The 21,934-nt window shown below is 46.6% G+C and carries 18 protein-coding genes and 2 pseudogenes; 4 read left to right on the top strand and 16 right to left on the bottom strand.

All coding sequences use genetic code 11. The annotated features are described in order from the left end of the window. Window positions 1–57 precede the first annotated feature (57 nt). Both CHM34_RS00860 and CHM34_RS00855 read left to right on the top strand, forming a co-directional pair. Window positions 58–1,590: an NADH dehydrogenase subunit 5 gene (locus tag CHM34_RS00860; RefSeq protein ID WP_439116297.1), complete on the top strand. Its 1,533-nt coding sequence runs from the start codon at window positions 58–60 to the stop codon at window positions 1,588–1,590. Window positions 1,591–1,592: 2 nt separating this feature from the next. Next, complete coding sequence (locus CHM34_RS00855) at window positions 1,593–4,214, top strand: DUF2309 domain-containing protein (protein WP_094262693.1); 2,622 nt, start codon at window positions 1,593–1,595, stop codon at window positions 4,212–4,214. Between the two features lie 1,036 nt (window positions 4,215–5,250). Here CHM34_RS00855 and CHM34_RS19715 read toward each other — a convergent pair. The 3 genes from CHM34_RS19715 to CHM34_RS20315 are packed head-to-tail and all read right to left on the bottom strand — an operon-like array spanning window position 5,251 to window position 5,996. Continuing rightward, the gene (locus CHM34_RS19715; RefSeq protein ID WP_240511802.1) at window positions 5,251–5,493 is read right to left on the bottom strand and encodes a S8 family serine peptidase; all 243 of its coding nucleotides are present in this window, start codon (window positions 5,491–5,493) and stop codon (window positions 5,251–5,253) included. Further along, the gene (locus CHM34_RS19710) at window positions 5,444–5,821 is read right to left on the bottom strand and encodes a S8 family serine peptidase (protein WP_240511832.1); all 378 of its coding nucleotides are present in this window, start codon (window positions 5,819–5,821) and stop codon (window positions 5,444–5,446) included. Before CHM34_RS19710 ends, CHM34_RS19715 begins: the two co-directional genes overlap by 50 nt. Continuing rightward, a complete protein-coding gene (locus tag CHM34_RS20315) occupies window positions 5,766–5,996 on the bottom strand; it encodes a S8 family serine peptidase (RefSeq protein ID WP_439116301.1) in 231 nt (76 codons plus the stop codon). Before CHM34_RS20315 ends, CHM34_RS19710 begins: the two co-directional genes overlap by 56 nt. Before the next feature lie 660 nt (window positions 5,997–6,656). Here CHM34_RS20315 and CHM34_RS00845 point away from each other — a divergent pair. Continuing rightward, a pseudogene (locus CHM34_RS00845) lies at window positions 6,657–7,079 on the top strand (Tn3 family transposase); the annotation flags it as partial. A gap of 89 nt (window positions 7,080–7,168) precedes the next feature. Here CHM34_RS00845 and CHM34_RS00840 read toward each other — a convergent pair. The 11 genes and pseudogenes from CHM34_RS00840 to CHM34_RS00790 all read right to left on the bottom strand — a co-directional run bounded on the left by CHM34_RS00840 (window position 7,169) and on the right by CHM34_RS00790 (window position 18,271). Then, the gene (locus CHM34_RS00840) at window positions 7,169–7,393 is read right to left on the bottom strand and encodes a hypothetical protein (protein ID WP_094262691.1); all 225 of its coding nucleotides are present in this window, start codon (window positions 7,391–7,393) and stop codon (window positions 7,169–7,171) included. A 272-nt stretch (window positions 7,394–7,665) separates the two neighbouring features. Then, window positions 7,666–8,328, bottom strand: coding sequence for an NAD(P)H:quinone oxidoreductase (gene wrbA / locus CHM34_RS00835; RefSeq protein WP_094262690.1), 663 nt, complete (start codon window positions 8,326–8,328; stop codon window positions 7,666–7,668). A gap of 36 nt (window positions 8,329–8,364) precedes the next feature. Further along, complete coding sequence (locus tag CHM34_RS00830) at window positions 8,365–8,970, bottom strand: flavin reductase family protein (protein ID WP_094262689.1); 606 nt, start codon at window positions 8,968–8,970, stop codon at window positions 8,365–8,367. Window positions 8,971–8,981: 11 nt separating this feature from the next. Continuing rightward, a pseudogene (locus CHM34_RS00825) lies at window positions 8,982–9,591 on the bottom strand (alpha/beta hydrolase). Between the two features lie 2 nt (window positions 9,592–9,593). Next, a complete protein-coding gene (locus tag CHM34_RS00820; RefSeq protein ID WP_094263057.1) occupies window positions 9,594–10,538 on the bottom strand; it encodes a ring-cleaving dioxygenase in 945 nt (314 codons plus the stop codon). Window positions 10,539–10,610: 72 nt separating this feature from the next. Beyond that, complete coding sequence (locus tag CHM34_RS00815; protein ID WP_094263056.1) at window positions 10,611–11,054, bottom strand: MarR family winged helix-turn-helix transcriptional regulator; 444 nt, start codon at window positions 11,052–11,054, stop codon at window positions 10,611–10,613. A gap of 707 nt (window positions 11,055–11,761) precedes the next feature. Beyond that, window positions 11,762–12,715 carry a thermonuclease family protein gene (locus tag CHM34_RS00810; RefSeq protein ID WP_094262688.1) on the bottom strand — a complete coding sequence of 318 codons (954 nt, stop codon included), beginning with the start codon at window positions 12,713–12,715 and terminating at the stop codon, window positions 11,762–11,764. A 237-nt stretch (window positions 12,716–12,952) separates the two neighbouring features. After that, window positions 12,953–13,945 (bottom strand): zinc-binding dehydrogenase, encoded by a 993-nt coding sequence (locus CHM34_RS00805; protein ID WP_094262687.1) that lies wholly within the window; start codon window positions 13,943–13,945, stop codon window positions 12,953–12,955. Window positions 13,946–14,118: 173 nt separating this feature from the next. Continuing rightward, a complete protein-coding gene (gene putP, locus CHM34_RS00800; protein ID WP_094262686.1) occupies window positions 14,119–15,591 on the bottom strand; it encodes a sodium/proline symporter PutP in 1,473 nt (490 codons plus the stop codon). Between the two features lie 66 nt (window positions 15,592–15,657). Beyond that, window positions 15,658–17,205: an L-glutamate gamma-semialdehyde dehydrogenase gene (pruA, locus tag CHM34_RS00795; protein WP_094262685.1), complete on the bottom strand. Its 1,548-nt coding sequence runs from the start codon at window positions 17,203–17,205 to the stop codon at window positions 15,658–15,660. A 151-nt stretch (window positions 17,206–17,356) separates the two neighbouring features. After that, window positions 17,357–18,271, bottom strand: coding sequence for a proline dehydrogenase family protein (locus CHM34_RS00790; RefSeq protein WP_094262684.1), 915 nt, complete (start codon window positions 18,269–18,271; stop codon window positions 17,357–17,359). 198 nt (window positions 18,272–18,469) lie between these two features. Between CHM34_RS00790 and CHM34_RS00785 the strand changes: the two genes are divergently transcribed. Next, window positions 18,470–20,035, top strand: coding sequence for a sigma-54 interaction domain-containing protein (locus CHM34_RS00785; RefSeq protein ID WP_094262683.1), 1,566 nt, complete (start codon window positions 18,470–18,472; stop codon window positions 20,033–20,035). 21 nt (window positions 20,036–20,056) lie between these two features. On the opposite strand, the gene CHM34_RS00780 is transcribed toward CHM34_RS00785, so the two are convergent. Continuing rightward, window positions 20,057–20,953: a polysaccharide deacetylase family protein gene (locus CHM34_RS00780; protein ID WP_169713520.1), complete on the bottom strand. Its 897-nt coding sequence runs from the start codon at window positions 20,951–20,953 to the stop codon at window positions 20,057–20,059. Window positions 20,954–21,161: 208 nt separating this feature from the next. Continuing rightward, window positions 21,162–21,929 (bottom strand): RDD family protein, encoded by a 768-nt coding sequence (locus CHM34_RS00775; protein WP_094262681.1) that lies wholly within the window; start codon window positions 21,927–21,929, stop codon window positions 21,162–21,164. Window positions 21,930–21,934: the final 5 nt, after the last annotated feature.

The following is a 21,934-nucleotide window of genomic DNA, read 5'->3' as shown; positions in this document are numbered from 1 at the left end:
TTGAATATACCGGTTTTTTTATTGAATACACACTTTGGATAGTCAAATCATTTTTGCTTGGGGGAAGTTGGGTTGGATTCTTTGTCAATGTTGACATCTTTTTTTATATCACTTGCTGTTTGTGCACTAAGCGCGTTATTGCTCTTACATCCACGGGTTCCGTTAAGTTTTGTCCGTATTCACGTGGGCATCATCGCACTTCCCGTATTGGTCGCCTTGTTGGCCCTTGTCACTACCGATGCGAATATCATTTTTGGTCCTTGGTGTCTTGATCCCCTAGCTTGGTTGATGGCTTTTTTGGTTCTTACGATAGGTTTAGTCGTACAGCGTTACTCAGTACGTTACTTACTCGGTGATCGCTCTTATCGAAAATATTTTGCGCTCTTGACACTCACTACAGGTGTTGCTTCAGTTGCTTGGCTAAGTGATGATCTTCGTTGGCTATTGGTTTGCTGGGGTGCTACACTCCTGGGACTAACATTGCTCATAGGGTTAAACAGAGAGTGGCAAGTGGCGAGAACCGCTGCTGCACTTTCCGGTCGTCTGTTTGCACTGAGTTGGCTGATTTTGTTGTTAGGGATAGTCTGGCTAACGCAAGTAACGGGACACTGGCAGTTATCCCATGTGCTGGCCAAAGACGGTCTGGCACAACTTGGCTCATGGGAGCGAACCGGGGTGAACCTGCTGCTGGTATTAGCAGTGGTGATTCCAGCCGCACAATGGCCTTTCCAACGCTGGTTGTTAGAGTCGGTGGTTGCTCCGACGCCTGTTTCCGCGGTTATGCATGCGGGTTTAGTGAATGCCGGCGGAATTATGCTGACTCGATTCGCACCTCTTTTTAATGGCGATTTAGCTCAGATCTTTTTGCTTATGCTGGCTAGTATCTCAGTCTTGCTAGGAACTGGAATTATTTTGGTCCAAGTTGATTATAAACGCCAATTGGTTGCCTCTACAATTGCGCAGATGGGGTTTATGCTCATTCAGTGTGCATTAGGTGCTTATGTAGCGGCCATTATTCATCTCGTGTTACATGGCCTATTCAAAGCCGCCCTTTTCTTACAGGCCGGCTCCGCGGTACGTCGCTACGAGGCAACGTCTCGCACGTCTCAACGATCGTCATTTTTATGGAAAATCGCAGGAACTGCTTTAGGTTTCTTAGTGGGGATTGGTTTTTGGCTAACGGCTCCTGGAGATGGTTATCAATTAATTAGTTCCCTCATCTTGGGATGGTCACTGTCGTTTGTTTGGACACAACTCATCGCTTTTGGTCATGGACGTATCGGGCGCATGGCGGGATTTTCCCTGTTAGGGGGAGCGGTAATAGTGTTCAGCATCATCTATGACGCCTTAACTGGAGTGTTGTATGAAACGGTTCGTCAAGGTGGACAACCACCTATGCCGGCGGCCATTTTGGTTCTGTTCATCTTGTTGTCCGGTAGTGCTTTAGGGGCGTGGTTAGCTCGTAATCGTTCTTCTGCTGCCTTCGCTGTGATTTATCTTTGGCTCGTGAGACTGGGTGATCCTCATCCTGTTTCGATCGAAAGTCATCCAAACTATCTTGCGCAATACCTTGCACGAGGAGGTAATTAACGATGAATGTAACATCAACATTACCCAAAAGAACAAAGGAAAATTTGACTCCTGATTCCCCCGACCTCGACATTAACGATTTAGTGAAGTCAGCCAGTCGAGCTATTGCACCGCTTTGGCCCATTGCTACGTTTGCGGCACGTAATCCCTGGATGGGGCTTGAACGACAATCATTTGAACAGGTGGCACGCTGGCTCAAAGATACTCGTGATGTGGAAATATATCCTAGTTTTTCTATGATACACGCTGCGCAGAACCGAGGTGAGATTGATGAGGCTTTCCTGAAAATGGCGCTTCAACGTTGGCTTGATTCACAATCTCTTGATTTGCCACGCGAGGTGGCAGAGCGATTCTGTCGGGCTGCACTTAAGCGAGATGATCTGCCTTCGAACCTATTGGCAACACCAGGGTTAAAGTGCTTGGTAGAGAAACTAAGTGATCTGGAGCCTCTGGATACTGAGAAACATTCACTAAAACCATTAAGCCTGTGTTTGGAAAAGCAGGGCGGTGAGAGGGTGGCTCATACTCTGGATCATCACTTAATTAAGTGGTGTAAGTTATTCTTGGATGAGTCCCAGGCAGCCTGGTCTTTGCCAAATCGCGAGGAGGGTTTCTATCGTGCGTGGCACCGACTAGTTCTGTACGATCCAGCACTTAGTCATGAGCAACGTCAGAGACTAAAAGATTGGCCGCAAGAGGCGAATACTGCTCTTAAAGAAGCATTGTTTGCACTTGAAATTCCTCATTCAGAGATACAGGACTATCTTGAAGCGCATTTGATTTCCTTACCAGGGTGGGCAGGAATGATGCTCTGGCGTTCGCAACAATCAACTCAAGAAAATTCACTTCTAACAGAATATCTAGCTGTTCGGATTTCACTGGAGTGGGCCTTACTCAAACCTTATCTGCCCTTGCCTAAGCAAAAAAACGAGGATAAAGTGCCTCTAGTTCCGCTGATTGCGGCTTGGGCCCATTGGGGTGACCTGCCAATCCAAGCTTGGTCGCAGTTGTCTTCTACGGAACAAAAAGCACGATTGATACTCGCTTATCGTTTTGATGAGATGACTACCAGGCGGCTCTGGCTGGAAGCCTGGGAACAAACACACGCAGATCAATTAAGCGAGATGATTAGATCGAAACCTCCTGTATCAGGCGAGGTAAAGCCGGCGTTAGCACAATTTGTATTCTGTATTGATGTACGTTCAGAGCCTTTTCGTCGCCAACTAGAAAAAGCAGGTCCTTTTGAAACGTATGGAATGGCTGGTTTTTTCGGACTGCCTATTGAGACAAGCGAACTTGGCAGTGAACATACCCATTCCTCCTTGCCGGTCATACTCAAACCGCAACATAGAGTAAAGGAGTCTTCGTCTGCGTTTGAACTGAAACAATACGAACAACGTCGACAGGCTGCTCATTCACTTAACTACACGTTTAAAACGATGAAACAAAACCTGCTTACCAGCTTATTGTTGCCAGAGGTAAGTGGTCCTTGGCAAAGTCTGCAAATGTTGGCGAGGAGCTTTGTTCCACGCAGTGCAGGTCGTGCCTTCCGTCAACTCCGAGAAGCATGGTTGCGCAAACCTTCGACGGAACTCTCACTCGACCACATGCACACCTCGGAAACGGAGTTACCGGTTGGTTTTTCGGAAGAAGAGAAAGTGCACTATGTACGACAAGCTCTCAGAATGATGGGGCTCACCAATCATTTCGCTCCATTAGTGGTTATTTGCGGGCATGGAAGCTACAGCACTAACAATCCCTATGCCTCTGCGCTGGATTGCGGTGCTTGCGGAGGGGCATCGGGCGGATTCAATGCGCGGGTTCTAGCAGCTTTGGCTAATCTTCCAAAGGTAAGGGAGGCCCTTGCAACTGAGGGAATTTCGATTCCCGAAGACACGGTTTTCGTTGCCGCCGAACATGTAACGACGCTTGATGAATTACATTGGCTGTATGTTCCTAGGCTTTCAGAACCAGCTCAAGAAGTATTTGATCGTATCCAGGCTGCGTTACCGAAAGTTAGTCACGATGCAAATGAAGAGCGTTTATCACAATTACCTAACTTCGAATCTTGTCCCAAAAATCCGAAGGCTGAGGCACACCGCTTTGCGGAAGATTGGAGTGAGGTACGTCCGGAATGGGGGTTGGCAAATAACGCCGAGTTTATCATCGGTCGCCGTGAGCTAACCAAGGAGTGTAATCTGGGGGGGAGGGCCTTTCTGCACAACTACGACTGGCAAGAGGATCAAGACGGTACCCTGCTTGCTAACATTATCGCTGGGCCAGCGACGGTTGCCCAATGGATTAACCTACAGTATTACGCGTCTACCGTTGCACCTCATTATTATGGCAGCGGGAATAAAGCTACCCAAACAGTTACAGCAGGTCTCGGTGTTATGCAGGGGAACGCCAGTGACTTGTTAGCCGGACTTCCTTGGCAATCCGTGATGCAATCGGATCAGGAGGTCTATCATGCTCCTCTGCGTTTGCTGGTGGTGATCGAAGCACCACGAGAGTATGTGGAACGATTAGTAGATCATGATCCCGCGTTCCGCCAAAAAGTTCAAAACGGATGGATTCGGCTGGCGAACATCGATCCAGAAGGATACTGGGAAAGCTGGTCATAAACACTAATTACAACCCATCGATAAAACAATTTTCCAATAACAGGTCTGTCGATTAACCAAAGTTTAGGATAAAAAAGAAGAGCCCGCTCTTGTATAATGGGATCAACGACCAAGTCTACCCACAAGAGAGGTGCTCTTATGAGTAAAAGTACCACATGGATCCGTGCTTTGCAATCGTTCATTCAACCCGAAGATCTGGATCAGATTCAATAGAAACATGGATATCGGGACCCTGCCAGAAAGTTTACGGTTTTCGAGTGGTTGAAAATTCATCACTTTAGCCACGGTCGGGAGATTGGAACAATTACCGTGAATGTGAAGAACATCTTTGCAATCAACGCGTATATCGTTTCCGTCGATCACACGACGTTGTCTAAAAAAGCAAGGAAATCCCGTACCCGCTGGAATCAAGCTTCATGTTTGTTTGAACGTGGCTAACCAGACTTTATATCAAGCGGAAGCCGTGCGAACCGAACCGATGAGGGAACTTCTGTCTATGATCGTGGATATGTCGACGATCAACGGATGGAGAAGCCCAATCAACAGACCTGGTCCAACTCCTTATAAATGGGTCTATGAAGGGGGCACTCCGAGGTACGTACAATATATACAGTTAGTGTGGGAATAACTGGGCAAACACCTTAGCGAAAGTGCTCTATGTGCGTGCGTTGTACGGTGACCCGTGACACTTGGCAGACCGATTATCGTGTTCTTCCATACGTGACAAAACCCGATGCCCCAATCGCCACATGGGCCACTTTTGTGGTGGAAAACGGAAAGCCGGGGCTGCAAAGGGTTGATGGAGCACCCGTGTCGGAAAGCCTTCAAGCGTCATCGTAGAACCGCACTTATTATGGAATGGGATAAACCCCTCGTAACGAAAAGCCCTCCGGGGAATGTTCCCCGGAGGGCTTTTTGATTAGGCCAGCATTTTTGCAGCTATGTCGGTTTGTACCTTCATGGGGGGAGAGTGCAGAAAGCCCCAGAAGATTAGGGGTCACTGGACCGATCAGGAGCTGTCGCTGTTACTTCCGGATTAATAGTTGACGGAATTATATGAGTTAATCCGTCCGTGTTGTAAATAAGTACCCGTCCCTGAAATGTTGTCGGAACCGTTCTCGATAGCTGTACGAATTTCGCTATTGGTACGCCCTTGACCAGCCAATAGTCCCGTAAGGCCCACGACGTGCGGAGAAGCCATCGAAGTTCCGCTCATATACTGATACTGGTTATGAGGAGTGGAGGAAACGATGTCGACTCCCGGCGTAATCCACGGCATCCTCCAGTGTCTGAGTATCACAATTACAACCGAGAGAAAGGTTAATAACTTCAGCACCTTGGTCAGCGACGTAAATGATCCCTTTTACGACATTGTTGAGATATCCGGAACCCTGGGCATCTAGAACCCGAACAGCGAGGATGTTGGATTCAGGAGCCATCCCGGCGATTCCAATCGAGTTGTTGGTTTCTGCAGCGGCGATTCCGGCGACATGCGTCCCGTGCCCGTTTTGGTCGGAGGGATCCCAGTCGTTTTGAACGAAGTCGTAGCCTTTAATAGTCTTCTTTATATCGCTTGATTGCGGACTCCTTACTTCCTTTGACCTCAACCAGATCAAAATTTATCGCCGGATGATTATTCCGGTCTTTTAACGTCGCATGATTCTGACGATGGGCTTTCGCTTTTTCCGAGTTTGGAGTTCCTTCCTTAAACTTTACGATGATGTGTTTCTGATACCGATCTGCTTGTTCACCCGTTTGAGCATGAGACGGCACAGATATCATAAAAACACTCAACACCAAGGTCAAAAAGTAATGCAACGGATTTCTTCAAGTTGCGACCTCCTTAGCGGCTTTAATTTTGCGACCTTTCCAATCTTCTAACTTGGCAATGTTGATTATATTCCTTCTAAATTAAAAAATATATAACAAACATTCACAATTCGATCGATCCTGAGGTAGCTTTTCGGGCCATGCTTCTGGGCTACCTGTTTGACCTGGACGATCACCGGTTGCATCAAGAAATAACAATGGTGCGGAGAGGGTTCCTGTGTTTTTAGCCTCCTGCGTGTTTGTTAAGCATCTAATGTGATGACCTGTGGTTGTGTGGTGGAACAGTGGCATATCTGGTGGGAAAATTGCACGGAAGGTTGAGGATGTCCGCCTTCTGATTTGACCGGATTACGGGTACAGCAACCAAAAGCAAAATTAGGGGCCACTCTGGAAGAAAGTCGTTTTTCTATGTTCATTTATTTTACCGAATATGGATTAGATGCAGGAGTTTGGTCTGGGTTGAATATCGGTCTGTATGGACTGTTGATCGAGGATAAAAACGATCATTAACAAAGGACCCGCCAAAGCGGGCCCTTTGTTAATTTACAGATTGCTCACCGCAGTGTATTTATAGCTCCACGTCAGGCTATAGCCATCGGAATCGTAGTTGATTTGAGCCGGGTGGTACGGACGGTGTTCCTCTTGGAGTACATTTCCGATCTGGAACTGCGTCAACAAATCACAGCTACCACAAACAAGGCGGAAGCCTACAACGGCTTTTCCAAATGGCTCTTTTTCGGCGGTGAGAGCGTGATCGCCGACAACGATCCAGAGGAGCAGGAAAAGGCGATAAAATACAATGACCTGGTGGCCAACGCCGTCATTTTTCAGAACGTCGCAGACCTAACCACGGTTTTGCGAGAGCTGACCAAAGAGGGTTACGGGTTCGATAGTGAAGCCGTTGCCGCCCTTAGCCCCTATATGACCAGTCACATCAAGCGCTTCGGGGACTACATCATCGATATGGACAATGCACCGGAACCGCCGGAACCGGAATTAATCCTACCAGAAACCCCTGCCGAAATGCTGGTATAAAATCCGAACCCTCGTCGATCATGACGGGGTTCGGATATGAATTAGAACAAATACTCAATCCAAACTGTATATATTACACGTATCTCGGACTATCCCCACTTAGTCGCAAAAGCTATTTGCGGCTGATGGTCAATCATTAATAACGTGTGATTTGAAGGAGTTAATATATTATTTGTAGATTTATTGTCCACCTTCTTCACTTCACTTGTTGCTGCTTGTGTAGAATTAATCGGTAATGCTCCATTTCCTACTGTACCTAGCACCATCGCTGAGACAGCACCTAATACCATTAATTTTTTAACCCTCTTATTCATCTATTTACCTCTCCCTTTAAAATATTTTTGTAGTAGTTTGGGTAACATGGTAACTCAATCTCCCAATCCATGTATCACCCTCTTTAGTACAGAGTCGCGATTTTTTAGTAGATCATGAGTCCTTGTAGCACACTATCAATAACCTTTAGGTGTACTAATGAAATTATCATCATTTCATTTATCTTTAATTCAAGATAAATGAATAAAAAAATTTATTGCCTTGAAATGTGGAGAATCCTATTTCTCCACATTTCAAGGAATGCAGAGATGAATTATTGTTGCCCCTGTTTCACCCAGGAAGCGATAGTAACCGTCCGTTTGGCTTGATGTTTGACGGCATCCTGTACATCTTCTTGCATGTTTCCGTCCTGATCAACCGTCACACTTGTGCCATAAGGGTTTCCACCTGAGGCGAAAGTTACTGGATCTGTATATCCAGGAGCTGCAATAATGGCACCCCAGTGCATCATGGTTGTATAAAGGTTCTTAACCGTAGCTTCCTGGCCTCCATGCGGATTATTAGCGGAGGACATACCGCTGACAACCTTATTGATGAGTTTTCCCTTGAACCAAAGTCCTCCAGTGGTATCCAGAAATTGTTTCATCTGTCCCGGAAGATTTCCGAAACGCGTCGGCATGCTGAAGATATAAGCATCAGCCCATTCAAGGTCATCTAACGTTACTTCCGGTACATCTTTCGTTGCATCCATGTGGGCTTTCCATGCCGGATTAGACTCAATCGCGGCTTCCGGTGCAAGTTCAGGGACCTTAACCAATTTCACTTCGGCACCTGCTAGCTTGGCGCCTTCTTCAGCCCACTTGGCCATTTGATAGTTCGTACCCGTTGAGCTGTAGTAAATCACTGCTAATTTTACATTTCCCATTGTTGAGTCGCTCCTTTTATTATCTTTTCTAAATAAATCTAATATGCCCATGTGTTACACCGCCATAAACGTAATTCACTCTAAATACTACTGTGGTCTCACCAGGGAAAAGACTTCCCCTAATTTTGCATAATTGCTTCCTGCAAGACGGCTGACCGGCTTGAAAAGGGCAGCGTCGATCCGTCCATTGTCATATAAATTGTCGTCAATATGATAACAGACAACCCTGCCGATTAAGAGATCACAGCTGGTCTCCTCTTCGCCAAGCGAAATCACTTTTTCCAACCGGCATTCCAATCGAATTTTCGCCTCGTGAATACCCGGGACATCAATGATTTCGCTTTTGACAGGAGTCAGGCCTGCCGCTTTAATTTCACTTTCATCAGGCTTTAGATTGGCCGCTGTCTGATTTACGGCTTCAATGTATGATTCATCGGTAATGTGCACCACGAATGCCTTTTGAAAGTAAGCATTTCGAACCGTATCTTTCTGTTGTCCGTTTTTACGTTGAATCGACACAGAAATCATCGGTGGCTGTGAAGTGACCACGTTAAAAAAACTGAACGGCGCGCCATTTAACACCCCCTTTTCAGATAGAGTAGTTACAAAAGCAATCGGCCTTGGGATAATGCTCCCAATCAAAAATTTGTAATTCTCTCTTTCGCTTAATGTTCCCGGATTGACGGATTTCATGAAACCATCCTTCACTCAAACGTTTGAACATACCAGTTCTTTGCCTTTTCAATCTCTTGCCGCGTCAATTGATGGCCGTAGTTATCCCAATAAATATCCACGGTTGCCCCGGCGTTCTCTAACATTCCAGCTAATTCTTTTGTTTCTCCTGGTTTGCAGATCGGGTCATTTATACCTGCCCCTATAAAGACCGGTGTGCCAGATAAGTCAGGCAGGTCGATGCCCCGGCGTGGAACCATGGGATGAAACAATGCAGCGCCTTTTAAGGCCTTCGGATCCTGAAAGAGCAGATTACCAGCAATGTTTGCCCCATTTGAATAGCCAATGGCCACTACATTATTTCGTTCAAATCCGTAGTCATTTGCAGCCTTATTAAGGAAATCCCCGAGTTCTTTTGTTCGTAACATAAGATCTTCTTCATCGAATACACCTTCAGCCAAACGTTTGAAAAATCGCGGCATACTGTTCTCACTTACATTTCCACGCACACCTAAAATGGATGCTGTATCATCAATCATTCCAGCGACCGGTAATAAATCCGTCTCTGTTCCTCCAGTACCATGTAGCAAAAGAAAAGTTGGTTTTTTCTAAGTACGCACCTTTGTGAAAAATGTGTTTCATGATCAAGACCCCTGTATTCCTCGAACTGTAATAGGTGTAAGAACGTCTTCAATTCGTGAGCGATAGGTTTCTAACCATTTCGGAAGCTTTAAATTTTTCCCCAAAGCTTCGAATGGCTCATCACGTGTGAATCCGGGTGGATCCGTTGCAATCTCAAACAACAATCCGCCATGTTCACGGAAGTAAATTGCGTGGAAATAATCTCGATCTTTTACATCTGTCGGGAAGTACCCATTTTCGGCAACATGTTTCTGCCATTCTTTATGGTCGTCAAAATCTTTCGCTCTAAAGGCAATATGGTGCACGGTACCGGCGCCCATCTCGCCTCTAGGGCTTGCCTTTAATTGAATGTCAATGACATTGCCTAAATCCCCATGAGATCGAAACCGCAAATAATTTTCTTCTTGGCCGACCTTTTCCATTCCCATGACATTTTCAAGTAGGTCTGCCGTCTTATAAGGAGCAGCGGTAAGCAAGCCCGCACCCCCAAATCCTTTAATCGCAACATCCGGTGTCACACTGTCAAATTCCCACTCACTTTTTGGTCCCTCTTCCCGAGCAACGATTTCAAGATGAAGGCCGTGCGGATCTTCAAATTGGAGAAATTCTTCCCCAAAACGAGTTTCTCTTTTAACTGACACATTGAATTTCAAAAGGCGTTTCTCCCAAAAATTCAGGGCATATTGAGGTACGACAAATGTTGTCACGCCAACCTGGCCAGCTCCAATACGCCCCCGGGGAGCTCCCGCCCAGGGAAAAAAGGTCATAATGGTACCGGGTTGTCCTCCTTCATTTCCAAAATAGAGATGGTATGTGCCCGGATCATCGAAGTTCACGGTCTTTTTGATCAACCTTAAACCTAGAACGCTGGTGTAAAAGTCAACGTTTTCCTGCGGATCCCCTACAATCGCGGTAATGTGGTGAATGCCTGCCGTTGCTTTTTTCATTTTCAATATTGTCCCTTTCAAATTTATTTTTATTCCATTTATCTCGAATTAAGGATAAATGCTTAAAAAAATTTATTTGTTTTTCAAAGAGAGTCCTAACTTCTTTAACAATGAAATCAATGTTTTCTTTTCACTGTCATTCAATTCCCCAAAAATGCTTTGAATGGCTTCTTTATGTTTGGGGAAAATATCATTCATCAAATCCTTGCCTTTGTCTGTGATCCCGGCATAAATAACCCGTCGATCCTCGGGACATCTGATGCGTTTTAGCAATTGTTTTTCTTCTAATTTGTCAACAACATAAGTAATGCTGCCACTTGAAAGCAAAATCTTTTTTCCGATACGTTGAATCGGTTGGTCACCTTTGTGGTGAAGCAATTCTAAAACGGCAAATTCTGTGGTATTTAACCCATGCTTACGAATATCTTCTCTAATTTTTTCTTCCACAGCATGATTCGCACGAGAAAGAACAATAAATGATTTTAATGACAAATCTTTTTCATTATACCGCTTCATCACCATCAAATCCTTAATTCATTCATCTTTAATTCAAGATAAATTTTATATGTCATTGTCCGGTATGTCAACCCTTAAATTAAAAAGATCGTTCAGAGAATAAAATGTGCCTCTATAGGGGTCACCTACCGAAAAAAGAAAATTGTACGCTAAGGCCATCGACGGTACCAAAAACCCGGCATCCTGTACGATAGGGAGCCGGATTTTTTGGTGCCCGGGGCACCCCTAATTGTTCACCCTACTTTTCGTTAGTACAATTTTCTCCCGCAGTGACCGCAAGTTGTTAATGTCAATGCTCTGCTTTAGATTCCAAACATAGTCCCCCGTCAAAGTGATGCGTTCCCATCCCAGAGGAGAAAGGTGTTGCAGGTATAACACTACGTACTAACAAAAAATCCTCGAGGCTAACTCTAGAAACAACACGGCATTTCGGCCTTATAGTACGCAATCAATGAAAAATTTGGTTTAGACCCTTTTTTCTGTTAAGATGAAGGGTTCTTAGTTTTTTACAAAAAATTGAAATCTCTTTATATATAGGAATAATCACAATGCCACACTTCAGAGCCTGTTATCAAATGCGGGTAATACTCCAATGTGATTCTCCTTTATGATGGTAATAGACCCGGTTTAACTGGGTCTATTACACAATATTGGTTAGGCGGGCGGCATCGGCATTCGGGAATAATACCAACCATCCTCCGCTTTTCTCATCTTTTTATTTTCCATCCATCTCCAATTTTCTCTACAGCCAATCGATCCTTTACTTCATCACTGCGAAAAATGACATTAGTAACACTGGTTCCTTTGTCCAAAAAGCCCAATTGGTCGATCTCCCTTTCAATCTTGTACCCATTTACATGAACAAAAGAGGATTTTCGGCCTCTACTAGAGGAAGCCCAGAATTCCTCATTGACATAGACCGTAACGTTTAGGTGGTTACCGGGTTCTCCCCATTTTTTCCCCGAGGTCCCTTCAAAATGGATCGAACTGATTTTTCCTTTTTCTTGATCTTTGATTGAATCAAGGGTTTCTTTAATCTGTTTTTCGATCATTTGTGGCCGTTTTTTCTTTTCTTCCTCGGCTTTTTTGGCCTTTGCTTCAGCTCGCTCCCGAGCCGCTTCCTCTTCTTCAAAGGCCTTGATGCCCACTTCTTTGTCATATCCGTCTTTCTTGACATATCCATCGTACTTCCATATACCCTTTTTGGCTTTTTTAGCCTTGCTTTGCGCATTCAAAAATTTTTGAACTGTATCCTCGTCCCACTCTCCGGTCTTTGGTACCTTGACTTTGGCCCATCCCTCCTGTACCATCCCCAGGTTCACCTCGCCCTCAACGCCGACAAATCCGATATAATTCCCGTTTTCGCCTTTGTTGGCTTTATAGTAGAGCTGATAATCTCCGTGGTCGGAGATTTTTTTTAGACGTTGAACCGCTTTCTGGGCATAAGGGTCATCGGAAACCAGATCCGGTGTTTCGATCAGGGCCAGATCGATTTTCTTCGGCTCTCCGTCGATTTTCATTTCCAAGGTGTTGCCATCAACTACACGGACAAGTTCAGCGGTTCCCTGTATACCCCAGGATTCGTTGGATAGACTAACAAAAATAGCTAATACGATGAGAGAAATCATGGACAGACATCCGAATTTAAAAAACGTTTTCATCACGGCCTCCTAAGCATGTGGTGACTTTCTCTTCGCTATTTTATATGATTTTTTGATGTGTTTCACTGTATATTGGAAAAATATTTTATATAGTTTGAATTTATTAGTTGTATGGAAGGTTTAAGAAATATATGATTTGCTGTCCTATTGTGCCTCATACCGGATAGGACCTGATTCAAAAAGCGGGGTCCGGTTTTCCCTTCATCGGTGAAAAAACCGGACCCCGAAGTTTCATTCTTAATCGATCTTCAAACCGATTTTCCCGAATTGCTTTCCGTCTTTCATTCGTTGGAAAGCTTGCAAAGCTTCGGACAGCGGATAGGTCTGATCCAATACCGGTCGGATTTGATGTGTTTCAACCAGACGAAGCATTTTCCGAAACTCTTCGGCGCTCCCCATCGTTGTCCCCAAAAGATTAAACTGCCCATAGAAAAAAGGACGCAGCGGAAGCTTCACCGATTCGCCTGTAGAAGCCCCGAAGTTGACGAAACGTCCGCCGGATTTGAGTCGCCCCAAGGCTTTTTCGAAGGTAGCCGGACCGACGCTGTCGATAATCAAATCCGCTTGATCGTCCTTCATGCTCTTTTGCCAATCCCCTTCGCTGTCAATGGCGGCATCGGCCCCCAATTCCAAGGCTTTATTTCGCTTTTCCTCGCTTCGGGATGTGACGGTAACCCGGGCTCCCGCCACTTTAGCCATCATAAGGATGAAGGTCGCCACACCGGATCCGATACCGGGAATCAGTACATGTTCCCCCGCTTGTAACCGCCCACGGGTAAACAGGGCCCGATACGCCGTCAACGCCGCCAGGGGGAGAATACCGGCTTCCCCCCAATCGAGGTGGGCTGGCTTTTTCTCAATGTTTTCTGCAGGAACTACGATACTTTCAGCGAAGGTTCCCGGTGTAGGGGATCCCAAGATATCAAATCCCGCCGGTGGTGCATCAGAAGTATGGGACCATCCCAAGCTGGGATTGATGACGACTTCATCCCCGACTCGGATGCCTTCCACTCCCTCGCCCACATGTTCAACAACCCCGGCGCCGTCGGAGCCGAGAATCACCGGCCTGTCCGTTTCTTTCCGTCGATACAAAACCCAAATATCTCTGTGATTTAAACCCGATGCTTTCAGCCGGACTTTTACTTCACCGGAACCTGCTGATGCCTCTCTCATCTCTTTTGTTTTCAAACCGTCCCATCCGGCGGGACCATCATGTACGACTGCTTTCATCACCATTCCTCCTGTCCATGAGTTCTCTATCCTACCTTCCACCTTTGAGGACAGAAAAAACATGCCGCCGATTCAACCTATCAGAATAGGAGATTTTGAGAACGGACTGTCTCAAAAATTGATTTAATTGTATTAAAATTAACGCAAAATGATTGAGGGTTTTTATTTTCTTTCTATTTGCGAGAAATGGAAGTGACCGCTTGATCAAACTCGGATTCCATCTCGGCCGTCGGTTTCTTTGTCAACAGACTGACTGCGATAATCGTGATCATACAGGCGATGAATCCGGGAATGATCTCATAAATTGCATCAAAGGCTTCGATTTGCTCCCAGACGATGACCGTCACTGCACCGCTCACCATTCCGGCCAAGGCCCCCCATTTGTTCATGCGCTTCCAGTACAAGCTTAACAGCACAACAGGCCCGAAGGCGGCACCAAATCCGGCCCATGCGTAACCGACCAGATTCAAAATCGTTTCATTGGGGTTTAACGCCAAGAAGAGGGCGAGTAGAGAAACTCCCAACAAAGAGAGGCGTCCAACCAGAACCAGCTCTTTATCTGAAGCGGAACGACGGAAAAACGCCTTATAAAAATCTTCCGTCAAGGCGCTGGCCGTCACCAGCAATTGAGACGAAATCGTGCTCATGATAGCAGCCATGATGGCAGCCAGCAGGAAACCCATGATCAACGGATGGAACAGAACTTGGGATAACACGATAAACACGGCCTCCGGGTTGTCCAATGAGCGGCCGGATTGGCTGAAGTAGGAAATGCCGACCAGACCGGTAAACATCGCACCGACAACGGAGAAGATCATCCACCCCATTCCAATGCGGCGAGCGTTTTTCACTTCTTTGACGGAGTGGATCGCCATAAAGCGGATGATCACATGCGGCTGACCAAAGTAGCCCAATCCCCACGCCAACAGCGAACAAAGGCCAATCAGACCGCCGGTCTCTTTGAACGCATCCAGCAATGTCGGATCGACCGTGCGGATTTCATCGAATGTAGCCTCGATGCCTCCTCCTTCCATAATCACCACGGCCGGAACGAGAATCAACGCGATAAACATAATCGTTCCCTGAACAAAGTCTGTCCAGCTGACGGCCAGAAAACCGCCGAACAGGGTATACGCGATGACCACTCCGGCCGTGATCCATACCCCCCACAAATAATCCATTTCAAAGGAATTTTTAAAAAGTTCGCCGCCGGAAACCATTCCTGCCGAAGTATAAAAAGTAAAGAATACAAAGATGACGAGCGCGGAAACCACCCGCAAGATTCTGGACCGGTCTTTAAAACGGTACTCCAAATAGTCAGGAATCGTAATCGCATTGTTGGCCACTTCTGTATACGTTCTCAACCGCGGAGCCACATACAGCCAATTGAAATAAGCGCCCAGTGTCAACCCGACTGCAATCCATCCACTACTCAATCCGGTGGCATACATCGCACCCGGCAAACCCATCAACAGCCAGCCGCTCATATCCGATGCTCCGGCGCTTAACGCCGTAACCATCGGCCCCAGACTTCGTCCCCCGAGCATATAGTCGGACAAATCAGAAGTCCTTTTATAAGCGAAATAGCCAATGGTTAACATCCCCATTAGATAGATACCGATCGATAGGACGACTACATGTTCCATCCATTTACCTCCTTCGTTATTTTAATTGACGGCAATCCCTTGAGTGAAGGGACTGCCGTCATACGGTTACAGCATTTGACTGATGGTTTTCGGTTGCATATAGAGGATCAAATAATCCGGTCCGCCCGCTTTGGAATCGGTTCCGGACATTTTAAATCCTCCAAAGGGATGATAGCCTACAATCGCTCCGGTACAATTTCGGTTGAAATAAAGATTTCCAACCTGGAAGTCGCGCTTCGCCCGTTCGATATTTTCACTGTTTTTGGAAATGACCGCCCCTGTCAAGCCGTACTCCGTATTATTGGCGATATCGATCGCTTCTTCAAAGTCCTTGGCTTTACAAAAGGCGACTACCGGCCCGAAGATTTCTTCCTGCATGATCCGGGCATTCGGATCTACATCGGCAAAAATCGTCGGCTGAATGAAATATCCTTTGGAATCATCCGCCTCGCCGCCGGTTACCAAACGCCCTTCCTCTTTTCCGATTTCAATGTAGCGAGTGATTTTGTCATAGGCCTTTTGATTGATGACCGGCCCCATATACGTGTCATGAGAGCGCGGATCACCGACGGTCCGTTCTTTGGCCAATTGAACCGTTTTCTCCAAAACGGCATCATAAACATCTTCATGAATCACAGCCCGGGAACCGGCAGAACATTTTTGTCCGGAAAAACCGAATGCCGACACGAGGATCGATTCCGCCGCCAAATCAAGATCCGCCTCTTTATCGACCACGACGGTATCTTTCCCGCCCATTTCGGCGATCACGCGTTTCAGATGGGTTTGACCTTCATGAACCACAGCCGCCCGTTGATAAATTCGCGTTCCCACTGCGCGGGAGCCCGTAAAAGTGATCAGAGCGGTTTTGGGATGGTCCACCAGATATTCACCGATTTCCACCGGATCACCGGGGACGAAGTTGACAACCCCTTTGGGAAGTCCGGCTTCCTCCAACACCTCTACGAACTTGGCGGCGATAACCGGTGTCGGTTCAGCCGGTTTCAACAGGACTGTATTTCCGGTGACCAGCGGAGCTACAGTCGTTCCCACCATGATCGCACAGGCGAAATTCCACGGGGGAATGACGACACTCACTCCGATCGACTGATAAATGTATCGGTTGATTTCGCCTTCTCGGCTGTTTACCGGTTTCCCGTCTTTCAGCTCCAACATTTTACGCCCATAATATTCCATGAAGTCGATAGCTTCCGCCGTATCTGCATCTGCTTCTTTCCACGGCTTGCCCGCTTCCTTCACCAGCAGAGCGGAAAACTCATGCTTGCGGCGGCGAACGATGGCCGCGGCACGAAATAAGATTTCCGCCCGTGCAGCCGGATCCCATTTGCTCCAACTTTTAAAGGCTTGGGATGCTGCTTCCATCGCTTGCTCCGCCAGCTCTTGGTTCGCTTTGGACACCGTTCCGATGATTTCTTCTTTATTCGCCGGATTCACGGAAACGAGCTTTTCATCCGTTGAAATCCGCTCTCCGTCGATCACAAGACTGTAGTCCTGTCCTAGAGATGCTTCTACTTTGTTCAACGCCTCTTCAAAGGCCCGGCGATTTTCTTCCCGTTGAAAATCCGTAAAGGGTTCATGCTTATAGGGTGTTGTCATAATCAAGCTCCTTTCACTGATGGTTGCTGCCCCGTCCTATTACAAAGCAAAAGGTATGCCAAAAATCCACCTTGTATAGATGGGGAAATCACCTGAAACATTTACAGAAGTGTCAATCGGATGTCTAATGCTTTACATTTCTGTCTATCGATTATCGGGAAAACATCCCTTTCAAAGCGAAAGCCACATTTTGCGGCCTTTCTGCCAGGCGACGCATAAAATAGCCGAACCAATCGTTTCCAAAAGGAATATAGACACGCATCGTATACCCTTCTTCAGCCAAGCGAATCTGCAATTCCTTTCTGAAACCGTATAACATCTGAAACTCGAATTGATCGGGGGAGATCCCTTTTTCCTTGACGAAATCTGTCACCTTGGCGATTATGTTGTGATCATGAGTGGCAATGGCTGTATAGCTGCCGCTGAGTAGATGTTCTTTGATGATCGTCATAAAGTTTTCATCCACTTTCGCCTTTTCTTGATAAGCGACTTCCGGGGATTCCTTGTAAGCTCCTTTAACCAGGCGGAGTGGAACCCCTTTCAAATCTTTCACATCCTGCAGTGCGCGATATAGATAGGACTGGATCACCGTCCCGACGTTCTCATACTCTTGCCTGAGTTCCTTCAGCAGATCCAAGGTCATTTGGCAATGAGAATAATCTTCCATATCGATGCGCACAAAATTTCGATGCTTGGCGGCCGTATCGAGAATGCGGCGCATGTTGTTAAAGCAAAACCGTTGATCGATATCCAGGCCGAGTTGGGTCAATTTCAGGGATAAGTTGCAGTGAACCCCCGATTCCGCAATCCGGTCCAATGTCCAGATGCAGTATTCTGTCGCTTCAGTCGCTTCCTCACGACTCGAAACAAACTCCCCCAGGTGATCGACGGTACATACCAACCCTTTGTCGTTCAATGATTTTACCGCTTTCACGGCACTTTCAATCGTTTCCCCCGCTACAACCTGCGAAGCCCCGAATCGGAGCCCCCATTTCTTAGCCGCTCGATTCATCGTCTTGCTTTGCGAAGCATAAAGAAAGATATTTTTCGAAAGGGTTTCAATCATTTCCTTCCCTCCAAACAACACCTTTTTTGAACGTTATGTAGAGCAAAATACATGCCAATTGATTTTTATCATCCATTTGAGGATGGAGAGAAAGATGTGTAAAATGGTTTTAAACATATATGTAAATCCATATACAAAAGTGTATTGATATGTACAAAATTGTATAGACGTCAATCGGTATCCAAGGGGGGACCATTCATGTTCAATCAAAAAATTTCTCTTCTCTCGCTTTCATCGCCTTGGAACGAATCATTGGACAGCTCTAAGATGAAAACCCTTTCAAAGGAGTGTATCCTGTCCGATCTCGATCAGGTGGAGGACGGGAAAGATATAGTACTGCAAGATGAAGACGGAACCTTGGTCGGATGGATCCCTTTTGCCAAAATCGCACAAGCCGCATTTCAACAATGGAAAATATGCTCCTCCTATTATGAAACTCTGCTTCGGGCCGTTGATGACGCCATTACCGCCGTTGATCGGAACGGAAATATCATCTCCTGGAATCACAAATCGGAAGAAATCTTCCAATGCTCCCATGATGAAATGCTCGGCAAACCGATTACCGATTTCTTCGAAGAAGACTCCATTGAGGTCATGTCCGTGTTGAGGGATGGAAAAGGGGTAATCCGAAAATATCATCAACCTCATCCCGATGTATATGTTTTGATCAATACATTGCCGGTCCGGATGAATGACTCTATGATCGGCGGGATCTCCGTTGAACGGGATATTACTGATATCGTCAAATTGAGTGACGAGCTTTCAACCACTACAGCCTATATACGGGATCTGGAAAGCAGCATCGATACCAAAGAGACAGATCACCCCTTCCATAAAATCAAAGGGAGAAGCGTACCCCTTCGCCGAGCTGTCGATTTGGCGGAAAAAGTGGCCGCGACAGAGGCTTCTGTTCTGATCACCGGGGAAAGCGGTGTCGGAAAGGAATTGTTCGCTCATGCCATCCATCGAGCGAGCCCTCGTGCAGAAGGTCCGTTCATCGACATCAATTGCGGTGCTATTCCCGCTTCACTGTTTGAAAGTGAATTGTTCGGCTATGAGAAGGGGGCTTTCACCGGTGCAAACAAGGAAGGGAAGAAAGGAAAAATCGATGCGGCAAAAGGAGGAACCCTATTCCTGGATGAAATCGGAGAAATGCCTTTTGACTTGCAAGTAAAATTATTGCGCGTCCTCCAAGAAAAGCAGTTTTACCGGATCGGAGGAAACGAACCGATCCCCGTCGATGTTCGCATCATTGCCGCTACCAATCGGAATCTGGAGAACATGATTGACGAAGGGGCGTTCAGACAGGATCTATACTATCGGTTAAATGTGGTTTCCATCCATATACCCGCTCTGCGCGAAAGAATCGAAGACATCCCGGAACTGATTCAACTGTGCTTAAAGGAATTTTCCATCAAATATAAAAAGCCGATCCCACAGATCGATCCGGAAGTGATGTATCGGCTTCTGCATCATAACTGGGACGGAAACATCAGACAATTGCGCAATATGATGGAACGAATCATCATTCTGGCAGATGACGAGGTGATTCAACCACACCACCTCCCAAACCATTTCATGGGGAGAAAAGACCATCCGCCCTCCCCTGTCCCTTTCAACGGACAGATGCCGACTGACAGCGAAGAGACCCAGATCAGAAATGCTTTAATCAAAACCTACGGCAATAAAACCGCGGCAGCCAAACTGCTGGGAATTTCCCGAGCCACTTTATATAACAAGATGAAGAAATATCATTTTCAATAAATAGAGAAACAAAAAAGCCCGTCAGGGCTTTTTTGTCGATACAGGCTGATCGGATGTTTCCAAATAGGCCGGCGAATCCAATAAATCATCTACGGTCACCAGCGAATAACCTTGCTTTTTGAGATAAGCGATGACCTCGGGAAGCGCCTGAACGGTATGATCTCGGGAACCGCCTGCAGAGTGTAGAAGGATGATACTCCCCGGGGCGGCATGTTTTTTGACCGATTTCACCACCGCTTCGGCGGTCCTCCCGGAACGCCAATCCCGTGTGTCCACATCCCAATTAACAATCATAAACCCTTTGTCGTGAATCTTTTTTCTCACTCCGTCCGCCGCACCGTAGGGGGGACGGATCAAGGTCATTTCCTTTCCGGTCACCTTTTTGACAACCCGGTTCGTCTTTTCGATTTCCCTTTCCACTTGGTTCATGGGCAATTTGGGAAAATAGCGATGGCTCCAGGAATGGTTGGCCAGCACATGTCCTTCCTGCACGATTCGCTTCAGCATATCCGGGTGTTTCCGGGCCATCCGTCCGATGACAAAAAAAGTGGCCGAAACTTTTTCCCTCTTCAAAATATCGAGGATCTGTCCGGTGTATTGTTTGTCCGGGCCGTCGTCAAAAGTGAGAGCGATCTTTTTTGTCTTTCTGGATCCGTTATAGATCACCGAACGGTTCTTGATCTCCTTCAACTCTTCCTTTTCTTGCTCTCGAATCGGTTCTTCTTGTTGCTCTTTCTTCTCTTTCTGCTTTTTTTCCCCTTTTTCTCTCGCCCCAGGTGTTTGCTGGGCGGAAGCCGATTCTTCTTTCTTTTCGTTTTCGAGGGTTTCAACCTCCGACTGGGTATTCGCATCCTTCTCTTCCGTAACCGGTTGACCGGCGGAGGGTGTGGGAGGTTGCGCTTCGGATGAACACCCCATCATAACGAGACTCCAAATACATAAAAAAATTCCCGTGCGCACCATGGGAGAACGCAAGGATCATCACTCCCCCGGATATAGCTGGATCGACAGCACAAACTAGGAATGGATGTTCAACCGTTCCGATGAGACATTTTGGTACAAAAACACAGGGGGTTCGACAAATCTATTGTAATCCAAGAGAATGAGGAAGAGAAGGATATAAATATTAAAGTTGCATAAAATACGGATGTTCCTGATAGGGCCCCAGTTGAATATAAGCCGTTTCCAAATAAAACTCCTCTTTTCCCGGCTCGATTTTCATATCCGGAAACAAAACGATAACCAGCTTTGCGGCCAGCGTTTGTCTGGCAGCAGGCGTCATCCACTCCCTCCGATGCAGATACCGGTCCAGTGTCATCCACTGTTGTTCCGTGACAGGGGATAACTCCCGAGAAGCAAAGAGGGGTTCCCCATTGGCATAGAGAAAGCGGATCTGCGGCATCGGTTGCCCCCTGAGACTTACCACCAATGTACCGGCAGCCAGATCCCCCAACCGTTTTTCCCGGGAATGGATCATCACAGCGGTCATTCCGACCAGATAGAGCAGCGGCAGGTTGTCCACCATGCGGAGCAAATTGCGGAGGAATACGGCTAAAAATCCGGGAGCCGTTCCTTGGTCGGAGATCACCCGAAGGCCCATCACTTTTTTTCCGATGGTCTGGCCGTTCATAAAATATTCGGTCAGGACGTAGTAGGCCAAAGGCAAAAAGAGAAACAGGAAGAAGAAAACAGCGATAATGAGGGAGCTCCAAAAGGGATTGCCCACGATCTCGGATAAACCCATAAACAAAGAAGCCGGGATCAACAAAAGCAGTCCGGCTGTCGACAGGATCAGCCAATCCAGCAGGAGAGCCAGCGCCCTGCTTCCAACTCCTGCGGTTTCAAACTCCAGGTTGACAAATTCGGGAGTCGTCACCGAAATCCGATTTTCCATAAAAC

Source organism: Paludifilum halophilum, from assembly GCF_002245355.1.
In the GTDB taxonomy this organism is placed as follows: domain Bacteria; phylum Bacillota; class Bacilli; order Thermoactinomycetales; family DSM-45169; genus Paludifilum; species Paludifilum halophilum.
Note: the sequence above shows the minus strand (reverse complement) of the source record. Positions and strands in the feature narration are given on the sequence as shown.

Bases quoted from the DNA above. Each gene is read 5' to 3' on its own strand.
- pruA (WP_094262685.1), bottom strand. From the start codon at position 17,205: ATGACAACACCCTATAAGCATGAACCCTTTACGGATTTTCAACGGGAA.
- CHM34_RS00790 (WP_094262684.1), bottom strand. From the start codon at position 18,271: ATGATTGAAACCCTTTCGAAAAATATCTTTCTTTATGCTTCGCAAAGC.
- CHM34_RS00855 (WP_094262693.1), top strand. From the start codon at position 1,593: ATGAATGTAACATCAACATTACCCAAAAGAACAAAGGAAAATTTGACT.
- putP (WP_094262686.1), bottom strand. From the start codon at position 15,591: ATGGAACATGTAGTCGTCCTATCGATCGGTATCTATCTAATGGGGATG.
- CHM34_RS00785 (WP_094262683.1), top strand. From the start codon at position 18,470: ATGTTCAATCAAAAAATTTCTCTTCTCTCGCTTTCATCGCCTTGGAAC.
- CHM34_RS00820 (WP_094263057.1), bottom strand. From the start codon at position 10,538: ATGAAAAAAGCAACGGCAGGCATTCACCACATTACCGCGATTGTAGGG.
- CHM34_RS00815 (WP_094263056.1), bottom strand. From the start codon at position 11,054: ATGAAGCGGTATAATGAAAAAGATTTGTCATTAAAATCATTTATTGTT.
- CHM34_RS19715 (WP_240511802.1), bottom strand. From the start codon at position 5,493: ATGCCGTGGATTACGCCGGGAGTCGACATCGTTTCCTCCACTCCTCAT.
- CHM34_RS20315 (WP_439116301.1), bottom strand. From the start codon at position 5,996: ATGATATCTGTGCCGTCTCATGCTCAAACGGGTGAACAAGCAGATCGG.
- CHM34_RS00830 (WP_094262689.1), bottom strand. From the start codon at position 8,970: ATGAAATCCGTCAATCCGGGAACATTAAGCGAAAGAGAGAATTACAAA.
- CHM34_RS00805 (WP_094262687.1), bottom strand. From the start codon at position 13,945: ATGAAAGCAGTCGTACATGATGGTCCCGCCGGATGGGACGGTTTGAAA.
- wrbA (WP_094262690.1), bottom strand. From the start codon at position 8,328: ATGGGCATATTAGATTTATTTAGAAAAGATAATAAAAGGAGCGACTCA.
- CHM34_RS00775 (WP_094262681.1), bottom strand. From the start codon at position 21,929: ATGGAAAATCGGATTTCGGTGACGACTCCCGAATTTGTCAACCTGGAG.
- CHM34_RS00780 (WP_169713520.1), bottom strand. From the start codon at position 20,953: ATGGGGTGTTCATCCGAAGCGCAACCTCCCACACCCTCCGCCGGTCAA.
- CHM34_RS00840 (WP_094262691.1), bottom strand. From the start codon at position 7,393: ATGAATAAGAGGGTTAAAAAATTAATGGTATTAGGTGCTGTCTCAGCG.
- CHM34_RS00810 (WP_094262688.1), bottom strand. From the start codon at position 12,715: ATGAAAACGTTTTTTAAATTCGGATGTCTGTCCATGATTTCTCTCATC.